Source organism: Paracoccus versutus, from assembly GCF_000763885.1.
Taxonomy (GTDB): domain Bacteria; phylum Pseudomonadota; class Alphaproteobacteria; order Rhodobacterales; family Rhodobacteraceae; genus Paracoccus; species Paracoccus versutus.
The window spans coordinates 1-4,638 of sequence record NZ_JRKO01000117.1 but is presented as its reverse complement, the minus strand read 5'-3'; the positions used below and the strand labels follow the sequence as shown (position 1 = coordinate 4,638).

Here is a 4,638-nt window from a genome sequence, read left to right as displayed (position 1 = left end):
CCCCGGTTTGCGCGACGGCTGGGGTTTGGGGGCCATGTTCGCGCCAGGGAGGAAGAGAATGGGAAGACGGTTTGTTTCCTGCGGTGCGGCGCTTTTGCTTGTGGGCTTTTCGGGCGCGGCCTGGGCGGATTGCGGCAGTCCGACGATTGCCAGCATGAACTGGCAGAGCGCCGAGCTTGCGGCGGCGCTGGATGCCTTCATCCTCAACGAGGGCTACGGCTGCAGCGCCGAGGTGATCCAGGGCGACACGGTGCCGACGCTGACCTCGATGGTCGAGAAGGGCCAGCCCGAGATCGCCCCCGAGGGCTGGGTCGACCTGGTGCCCGAAGTCATCCGGTCCGGCCTGGCCGAGGACCGGATCGTCGTCACCGGCGACATCCTCAGCGACGGCGCCGTGCAGGGCTGGTGGATCCCGAAATACCTCGCCGAGGCCAACCCCGAGCTGAAGACCATCGAGGACGTGCTCAAGCGCCCCGACCTCTTCCCCGATCCCGAGGATCCCGCGAAGGGCGCCATCTTCAACGGCCCGGCCGGCTGGGGCGGCACGGTGATCACCAGCCAGCTCTACAAGGCCTTCGGCGCCCAGGCGGCGGGCTTCAACCTGGTCGACACCGGCTCGGCCGCCGGGCTCGACGGCTCGATCGCGCGCGCCTATGAACGCCAGCAGGGCTGGGTCGGCTATTACTGGGCGCCGACCGCGCTGCTGGGCCGCTACGAGATGGTCAAGCTGGAGCATGGCGTGGCGCTCGACAGGGACGAATGGCAGAACTGCACCTCGAACGCCGATTGCGCCGAGCCCAGGAAGAACGACTGGCCGGCCGACAAGGTGCAGACCGTCGTCGCCAAGCGCTTCGCCGACAGCGCCCCGCCCGAGGTAATGGACTATCTTTCCAAGCGGAGCTGGACGAATGCGACGGTGAACGCGCTGATGGCCTGGATGACCGAGAACCAGGCGCAGGGCGAGGAGGGCGCGCGGCAGTTCCTGCGCGAGAACGAGGCGATGTGGACCGAATGGGTCACGCCCGAGGCGGCCGAAAGGATCAAGGCCGCGCTCTGACCGCGCCCCCCGCGGTCGGGCTGGGCGGGCCGAAAGTCCGCCCCGGCCCGCCCTCCGGCTCTCGGGTCCGGGCCGGGCTGCCCGTCGGGCCGGCTTTCCGGTCCGGGCCTTGGCCCAGCCGGTTCTGCGGTCCGGCCTTGGTCTGAAGGCTCCGGCTCTCGGCTCTCGGGCCCGCGGTCGCGAGCCGGCTCTCGGTCCGGGCCCTGGCTGCCCGTCGGGCCGGCTCCGGCTCCGGTTCCGGCCGAGGTCGGACCCAGGTCGGACCCAGGTCTGGCCCAGGCCTGACCCCGCTCCGGCTCTCGGCTCGGGGGCCCGCTCCGGCTCCCGGTTCCGGGCCCTGGCTGCCCGTCGGGCCGGCTCCGGCTCCGGTTCCGGCCCAGGTCTGGCCCAGGCCTGGCCCCGCGGAGCGGCTTTCGGGCCCGCGGACGCGGTCCGGCTTCGGTTTCGGCCCAGGACTGGCCCAGGACTGGCCCAGGTCTGGCCCCGCGGAGCGGCTCTCGGGCCCGCGGACCCGCTCCCGGTTCCGGTCCCTGGCCCAGCCGGCGCTCGGGTCCGGGCCCTGACACCCCTTCGGTCCGGCTCTCGGGTCGGGCCCTGACCACCCCTCGGCCCGGCCTCCGGGCCGGTCCGCGGGACCGCCCCGACCCCGGTCCGGCCCGATGCCGCCACCCTTTCCCGGTCCCGGCCGCCCAGGCCGGCCCCCAGCCCCATGCGCGAGGATCCCATGACCTGGCTCACCTCCTTCCCCCAATTGAAAAGCGCCTGGCTGCGCGAGTTGCAGCGCGTCATCGACGACGGCTTTCGCAGCTTCACCCGCAGCCACGGCGACATGATCGAGGGCCTCTTCAGCCCGCTGCAGACCATGCTGATCTGGTTCGAGCGATTGCTTCTGGGCACCCCCTGGCTGCTCGTCCTGGCCGTCGTCGCCGCCCTGGCCTGGGGCGCCAGCCGCAGCCTGCGCGTGGTGATCGGCTCCGTGCTGACCCTGGTGCTGATCGGGCTCTTCGGCATGTGGGACGACACCATGAAGACCATCTCCATGGTGCTGGCCGCGACGCTTTTGTCCATCGCCATCGGCCTGCCGCTCGGCATCCTGATGGCGCGCTCGCAGCGGGTGCAGCGCATCATCAGCCCGATCCTCGACATCATGCAGACCATGCCCAGCTTCGTCTACCTGATCCCGGTGGTGATGCTGCTGGGCATCGGCCGGGTGCCCGGCCTGATCGCGGTGGTGATCTATGCCATCCCGCCGATGATCCGGCTGACCAACCTCGGCATCCGCCAGGTCGACCGCGAGGTGCTGGAGGCGACCGACGCCTTCGGCTCCTCGGCCTGGCAGAAGCTGGTCAAGGCGCAGCTGCCGCTGGCGCTGCCCACGATCATGGCCGGCATCAACCAGACCATCATGATGGCGCTGGCCATGGTGGTGATCGCCTCGATGATCGGGGTGCAGGGGCTGGGCCAGCCGGTGCTGCGCGCGATCTCGAACCAGTATTTCACGCTCGGGCTCTTCAACGGCTTCGCCATCGTCGGCATCGCCATCCTCTTCGACCGCATCAGCCAGGCCTGGGGCAAGCGGCTGCAAAAACACCAGGAGGCCAGCCATGACTGATCCCGCCACCACGGATCCCGCCACCACGGATCCCATCGGCATCGAGATCCGCAATCTCTACAAGATCTTCGGCGCCAATCCCGAGGCGCATGTCGCGGCCGTCCGCGCCGGCATGACCAAGGCCGAGCTGCAGGCCCGCCACCAGCACGTGCTGGGGCTGAGCGACATCAACATCCAGGTCGCGCCGGGCAGCATCCAGGTGATCATGGGCCTGTCGGGATCGGGCAAGTCGACGCTGATCCGCCACATCAACCGGCTGATCGAGCCCACCGCCGGCGAGATCGTGATCGAGGGCCGCAACGTCGTCGCCATGCCGCAGGCGGAGCTGCGCGCGTTCCGCCGCCACAAGACCGCGATGGTGTTCCAGAAATTCGGCCTGCTGCCGCATCGCACCGTGCTCGACAACGCCGCCTACGGGCTCGAGGTGCAGGGCATCCCGCAGGCCGAGCGCTACCGCACCGCCATGCGCTGGATCGAGCGCGTCGGGCTTTCGGGCTTCGAGAAGAGCTATCCGAGCCAGCTTTCGGGCGGCATGCAGCAGCGGGTGGGCCTGGCGCGCGCGCTGGCCAACGACGCGCCGATCCTGCTCATGGACGAGGCCTATTCGGCGCTCGACCCGCTGATCCGCTACGACATGCAGACGGTGCTCTTGGACCTGCAGCAGGAGGTCAGGAAGACCATCGTCTTCATCACCCACGACCTCGACGAGGCGCTGCGCATCGGCGACCGCATCGCGCTTCTGCGCGACGGCTCGGTGATCCAGCAGGGCACGGCGCAGGACATCGTGCTGCGCCCGGCCGACGATTACGTGGCGAATTTCGTCCAGCATGTCGACCGCGGCAAGGTGCTGAAGGTCGGCGCGGTCATGCAGGCCCGGCACGGTTTCGACGCCCCCGAGGCCGCCCTGCCCGACGCCGCCCTGCCCGACGCCGCCATCGCCCCCGAGGCCAGCATCGCCGAGGCGCTGCAGCAGATGGCCGCCAGCCGGCTGCAGGCGCTGCGGGTCCAGGATCCCCAGGGCCATACAATCGGCGTCATCCCCTTCCAGGCCGCGATCAACGCCTATACCGGCCAGCATGGCGGCCAGCATGACGGGCAGCATGACGGGCGGCAGGCATGAGGGTCGGCCTGATCGGCGCCACCGGCTGGCTCGGCTCGGCGCTCGGCGCGGGGCTGCTCGCGCGCGGCATCCTGGCGCCGGGCGAGCTGGTGCTGCTCAATCGCAGCGCCCCGCAGACCAACTACCACGGCCATGCCAACGTGACATGGGCGCGCGACGCGGCCGAGCTGGTGGCGCAAAGCGACGTGATCGTGGTCTCGGTGCGGCCCGAGGACTGGCCGGGGCTGGACCTGCGCGCCGGGGGCCGGCTGGTCCTGTCCTTCATGGCCGGGATCGGGGCGGCCACGCTGGCGTGCTGCGGCGGCCGGATCGTGCGGGCGATGCCCAATGCCGCGGCCGAGATCGGCGCCTCCTATTCGCCCTTCTGGGCCGGGCCGGGCGTGACCGCCGCCGACCGCGCCACGGTGCGCCGCCTGCTCTCGGCCATCGGCAGCACCGACGAGCTGGAGACCGAGGCGCAGATCGACCTGATGACCGCCCTGCCCGGCTCGGGTGCGGCCTATCCGGCGCTGATGGCCACGGCGATGGCCGCTTTCATGCGCGCGCGCGGCATCCCCGAGGCCATCGCCTGGCGCGCGGCCGAGGCGGCGGTGGTCGGCGGTGCCCGGCTGCTGGAAGACCGCATCACCGAGGCCCCCGCCCTGCTCGCCGCCTACCGCGCCTATCGCGGCACCACCGCCGCCGGCCTCGACGCCGCCGAGGCCGCAGGCTTCCCCCAAGCCATCGAGACCGCCCTCGCCGCCGCAACCGAAAAGGCCCGGACCATGACGCAGACCACGGCCCCCACATGACCCGCAAGACGATCGAAACCCTCCACGACACCGACTACGACACCATCGTCATCGGCGC

The 4,638-nt window shown here is 71.0% G+C and carries 4 protein-coding genes; all 4 read left to right on the top strand.

The window, feature by feature from the left end; genetic code table 11:
• The first annotated feature begins 154 nt into the window (after nucleotides 1-154).
• The 4 genes from IT40_RS25820 (at nucleotide 155) to IT40_RS25805 (ending at nucleotide 4,580) form a co-directional block, all read left to right on the top strand.
• Nucleotides 155-1,057: a glycine betaine ABC transporter substrate-binding protein gene (locus IT40_RS25820; protein WP_244274068.1), complete on the top strand. Its 903-nt coding sequence runs from the start codon at nucleotides 155-157 to the stop codon at nucleotides 1,055-1,057.
• 724 nt (nucleotides 1,058-1,781) lie between these two features.
• A complete protein-coding gene (locus tag IT40_RS25815) occupies nucleotides 1,782-2,669 on the top strand; it encodes an ABC transporter permease (protein WP_036761282.1) in 888 nt (295 codons plus the stop codon).
• The gene (locus tag IT40_RS25810; RefSeq protein WP_052096346.1) at nucleotides 2,662-3,789 is read left to right on the top strand and encodes a quaternary amine ABC transporter ATP-binding protein; all 1,128 of its coding nucleotides are present in this window, start codon (nucleotides 2,662-2,664) and stop codon (nucleotides 3,787-3,789) included. Before IT40_RS25815 ends, IT40_RS25810 begins: the two co-directional genes overlap by 8 nt.
• Nucleotides 3,786-4,580 carry a pyrroline-5-carboxylate reductase family protein gene (locus tag IT40_RS25805; RefSeq protein WP_036761273.1) on the top strand — a complete coding sequence of 265 codons (795 nt, stop codon included), beginning with the start codon at nucleotides 3,786-3,788 and terminating at the stop codon, nucleotides 4,578-4,580. Before IT40_RS25810 ends, IT40_RS25805 begins: the two co-directional genes overlap by 4 nt.
• Nucleotides 4,581-4,638 lie beyond the last annotated feature (58 nt).

Excerpts from the sequence above, each read along its gene's own strand:
- IT40_RS25805 (WP_036761273.1), top strand. The coding sequence starts at position 3,786 with ATGAGGGTCGGCCTGATCGGCGCCACCGGCTGGCTCGGCTCGGCGCTC.
- IT40_RS25820 (WP_244274068.1), top strand. The coding sequence starts at position 155 with ATGAACTGGCAGAGCGCCGAGCTTGCGGCGGCGCTGGATGCCTTCATC.
- IT40_RS25815 (WP_036761282.1), top strand. The coding sequence starts at position 1,782 with ATGACCTGGCTCACCTCCTTCCCCCAATTGAAAAGCGCCTGGCTGCGC.
- IT40_RS25810 (WP_052096346.1), top strand. The coding sequence starts at position 2,662 with ATGACTGATCCCGCCACCACGGATCCCGCCACCACGGATCCCATCGGC.